Annotated in this window: 3 protein-coding genes and 1 pseudogene; 1 reads left to right on the forward strand and 3 read right to left on the reverse strand. The window is 43.1% G+C overall.

Going from position 1 to position 4,161, the window contains the following annotated elements; all coding sequences use genetic code 11:
- Window positions 1-218 (forward strand): annotated as a pseudogene (locus AC1DUW_RS22240) (ribonuclease HIII); the annotation flags it as partial.
- Here AC1DUW_RS22240 and AC1DUW_RS22245 read toward each other — a convergent pair.
- From AC1DUW_RS22245 to pheS, 3 genes are all read right to left on the reverse strand, one after another.
- Window positions 209-490 carry an alanine-zipper protein gene (locus AC1DUW_RS22245; RefSeq protein ID WP_477643487.1) on the reverse strand — a complete coding sequence of 94 codons (282 nt, stop codon included), beginning with the start codon at window positions 488-490 and terminating at the stop codon, window positions 209-211. The pseudogene AC1DUW_RS22240 and the gene AC1DUW_RS22245 sit on opposite strands and share 10 nt — an antisense overlap.
- Window positions 491-580: 90 nt before the next feature.
- Complete coding sequence (gene pheT / locus AC1DUW_RS22250) at window positions 581-2,995, reverse strand: phenylalanine--tRNA ligase subunit beta (RefSeq protein ID WP_053347234.1); 2,415 nt, start codon at window positions 2,993-2,995, stop codon at window positions 581-583.
- Between the two features lie 27 nt (window positions 2,996-3,022).
- Window positions 3,023-4,063, reverse strand: a complete 1,041-nt coding sequence (gene pheS, locus AC1DUW_RS22255) for a phenylalanine--tRNA ligase subunit alpha (RefSeq protein WP_053347235.1) — start codon at window positions 4,061-4,063, stop codon at window positions 3,023-3,025.
- Between the last annotated feature and the right edge of the window lie 98 nt (window positions 4,064-4,161).

Raw genomic sequence — 4,161 nt, forward strand, 5'->3', positions numbered from 1 at the left:
CTTCCATCCTGGCACGCTATGCATTCGTAAAACGCTTTGATTTGCTGAGTGAAAAAGCCGGTTTCAAAATCCCTAAAGGTGCCGGCTTTGCTGTCGATGAAGCAGCAGCACGATTGATTCACGAAAAAGGAATCGACTCTTTAAATGAATTTACGAAAACTCACTTTGCCAATACGGAAAAAGCGAAGCGACTATATCAACAGAAATATCATAAATAAGGAAAGCGGCTGTCCTTAATGTAATGGTCTGAGTATTTTTTTTGCTTTACTCGTGAATTCGCTCTGTTTACTCGTGAATTCGCTTTGTTTACTCGTGAGTTCGCTCTGTTTACTCGTGAATTCATCCTGTTTACTCGTGAGTTCGCTCTGTTTACTCGTGAATTCATCCCGTTTACTCGTGAATTCATCCTGTTTACTCGTGAGTTCGCTCTGTTTACTCGTGAATTCGCTCTGTTTACTCGTGAGTTCGCCCTGTTTACTCGTGAATTCATCCCGTTTACTCGTGAGTTCGCTCTGTTTACTCGTGAGTTCTGATTATAAAAAGACAGCTTCCCAAAATTCAGGAGGCTGTCTTTTTGAAATTATCCTCGTAGTTCTGCGCCAGCTTTTTCTTTAACAGCCGCAAGTACATTATCATGTGCTTTTGTAATATCCTCGTCCGTTAGTGTGCGTTCCGGATCGAAGTATTTCAGTGAGTAAGCGATGGATTTCTTACCTTGCTCCATTCTTTCGCCTTCGTATAAATCGAAGATGCCTACTTCTTTCAGCAACTTTCCACCGGCTTCTATAATAATGCTTTGAATGTCCCCAGCTTTTGTTGCTTTATCAACAACAAGCGCGATATCGCGTGTGGTCGATGGGTAGCGCGGAATAGTTTCATAGGCAATTGGCGCCACTTCCGCTTCAGCTAATGCTTTTAAGGAAAGTTCAAAAATGTATGTTTCTTTAATATCCAAGTCTTTTTGTACCGTTGGGTGCACCTGTCCGATGAAGCCAATCACTTCACTATTCAACAGTACCTCAGCTGTCCGTCCTGGATGCATATCATTGATTTCCGCTTGGCGATAACTGATTTGATCAGCTAAACCTAGTGTATCGAATAACGCTTCAATCACGCCTTTAGCTACATAGAAATCCACGGGTTTCTTTTCGCCTTGCCATAGGTGGGATTCCCATAGGCCTGTGATAGCCCCAGCAATATGTTCTTTCTCTTCAGGAAGCTCTTGTCCGTCCTGCTTAAAGAATACTGAACCGATTTCATATAAGGCAAGTGAATCAAGTTGGCGAGCATTATTGTATTTCACAACTTCTAATAATTGTGGCACGATGCTCAAGCGCAATTGGCTTCGTTCTTCACTCATTGGCATTGCCAAACGAATGGATTCGCGAGTTTCCAATGCGAATTGGGCCGCTTTTTCCTGGCTCGTCAGTGAATAGGTCACTGCTTGGTAAAGGCCTGCTCCTTCAAGGGTACGGCGAGCTTTCCGACGTTTGATTTGATAGTCCGTCAATTGACCTGGAGTTGCTGAACCGATTGGCAACGTTGCGGGAATGTTGTCATACCCATATAAACGTGCCGCTTCTTCAACTAAATCCGCTTCAATCGTAATATCACCACGGCGGGTAGGAACTGTGATTGTGAACGTTTCATTGTCAAGCTCCACTCCAAATTGCAGGCGTTTGAAGATTGACTCTACTTCAGATACCGTCATGCCCGTACCAAGAAGTGTGTTGATTTTTTCAAGTGTGATGCTTATTACAGCAGGTTCCATTGTTAATTCGTCAACTTCTGCTGTTCCTTGTAGAATTGTTCCGCCTGCATACTGTGCAATTAATTGAGCCGCACGCTCTCCAGCTTCACGTACCCGGGCTGGATCGACTCCTTTTTCAAAACGGGCACTGGCTTCACTGCGTAAACCGTGATCTTTTGAAGCTTTACGAACTACAGTACCAGCAAAATAAGCACTTTCAATAATAATATTCGTTGTATCATTTTTCACTTCGGAATTAGCTCCACCCATCACACCAGCAATCGCAACCGGCTCGTTGCCATTAGTGATTACTAAATGTTCAGGTGTCAAAGTCCGCTCCGCTTCATCCAATGTGACGATTTTTTCTGCATCTTTCGCTCTGCGAATGACAATTTCTTTTGAACCAAAACGATCATAATCAAATGCATGTAGCGGTTGACCATATTCAAGCAAAATGTAGTTCGTAATATCGACTACGTTATTATGCGGACGAATACCTGCAGACATAAGACGAGTCTGCATCCAAAGCGGTGACGGACCGACTTTTACATCTTTGATGATTTTAGCGATGTATAATGGATTATCTGCTTTCGCTTCCACTTTGACACTAATATAATCTGATGCTTTTTCAGCTGCTTCTTCATTCTCGATAACCGGCCATTTTACTTCCCGACCAAGAATAGCCCCTACTTCGTAGGCAACACCAAGCATGCTCAAAGCGTCAGAGCGGTTTGGGGTTAAGCCAAGTTCCAGCACTTCATCGCTTAAGCCAAGCTCTTCTAATGCATCTTTACCTACTTCCGTATCATTTGGAAACACGAAGATGCCTGTTGCATAGTCTTTAGACACAAGCTTGGATTCAAAACCCAATTCTTGAAGCGAACAAATCATACCGTGCGATTCTTCTCCGCGAAGTTTTGCTTTCTTAATTTTGAAGTTGCCCGGAAGCACAGCGCCGACAGTAGCCACCGCGACTTTTTGACCTTTATCGACATTCGGTGCACCACAGATGATTTGAACGGGATTTTCTGCCCCGATATCGACTAGACATTTATTCAATTTATCGGCATTTGGATGCTGTTCACGTTCTAGTACATGTCCGATGACAACTCCTTTAAGCCCTTCACTTTTCTTTTCTACCCCTTCAACCTCAATACCGCTTTTTGTGATTTTGTCAGCAAGCTCTGTTGCATTGATGCCGGAAAGGTCTACATAATCTTGCAACCATTTATATGACACAAACATGGTAGGTCCTCCTTTTTAAAATAAAATTTATGCTTCGTGATGATGGAATTGTTTTAAGAAACGAACATCATTTGTATAGAAGTGACGGATATCATCCACACCGTATTTCAACATTGCGATTCGTTCCACACCGATTCCAAAAGCGAATCCTGAGTATTTTTTCGAATCAAATCCAGCCATTTCAAGTACGTTCGGGTGAACAATCCCGCCGCCCAGCACTTCAATCCAGCCTGTTTGTTTACAGACGCTGCAGCCTTTTCCACCGCAGATTTTACAAGAAATATCAACTTCAACAGATGGTTCTGTAAATGGGAAGAAACTTGGACGAAGACGGATTTCACGGTCTTGACCAAATACTTTTTTCGCAAACACGTCAAGCGTACCTTTCAGGTCGCTCATGCTGATGTTTTCATCGATGACCAGGCCTTCAATTTGTTGGAATTGATGGGAGTGTGTCGCGTCATCGTTATCACGGCGATATACTTTACCAGGGCAAATAATTTTAACAGGGCCTTGGCCTTTATGTTTTTCCATCGTTCTAGCTTGTACCGGTGAAGTGTGTGTACGCATTAGGATTTCATCTGTGATGTAGAAAGAGTCCTGCATATCACGTGCCGGATGGCTTTTTGGCAGGTTCAATGCCTCAAAATTGTAGTAGTCGCTTTCGACTTCTGGACCTTCTGCAACTGTGTAACCCATACCGATGAATAAATCTTCAATTTCTTCTACAACACGTGTTAATGGGTGAAGATTCCCCTTGTTAACCGGTCGTCCTGGAAGTGTAACATCAATGGTTTCTGTTGCTAGCTTTGCATTGACAGCAGCTGTTTCAAGAGCTTTTTGTTTCTCCTCAATTTTTGAAGCGATTGCTTCACGAACATCATTAGCAAGAGCACCGATTTTCGGCCGTTCCTCCGCTGACAATTTACCCATGCCACGTAATACCTCAGTGATAGGCCCTTTTTTCCCTAAATAAGAAACACGGACTTCATTCAGTTCCTTTAGTTCGGAAGCTGCGGCAACTTTTTGCAACGCTTCTTCCTGCAGTTCTAGTAAACGTTCCTGCATCATGTCTTCCTCCTTTATTTTCCTTTTGTAAAAATAAACACAAAAAAACCCCAATCCCAGAAAGGGACGAGGTTTATGTATCGCGGTACCACCCTTAT

The sequence above is a fragment of the Peribacillus sp. P4_C12 genome (assembly GCF_056402095.1).

Excerpts from the sequence above, each read along its gene's own strand:
- AC1DUW_RS22245 (WP_477643487.1), bottom strand. The coding sequence starts at position 490 with ATGAATTCACGAGTAAACAGGGCGAACTCACGAGTAAACAGAGCGAAT.
- pheT (WP_053347234.1), bottom strand. The coding sequence starts at position 2,995 with ATGTTTGTGTCATATAAATGGTTGCAAGATTATGTAGACCTTTCCGGC.
- pheS (WP_053347235.1), bottom strand. The coding sequence starts at position 4,063 with ATGCAGGAACGTTTACTAGAACTGCAGGAAGAAGCGTTGCAAAAAGTT.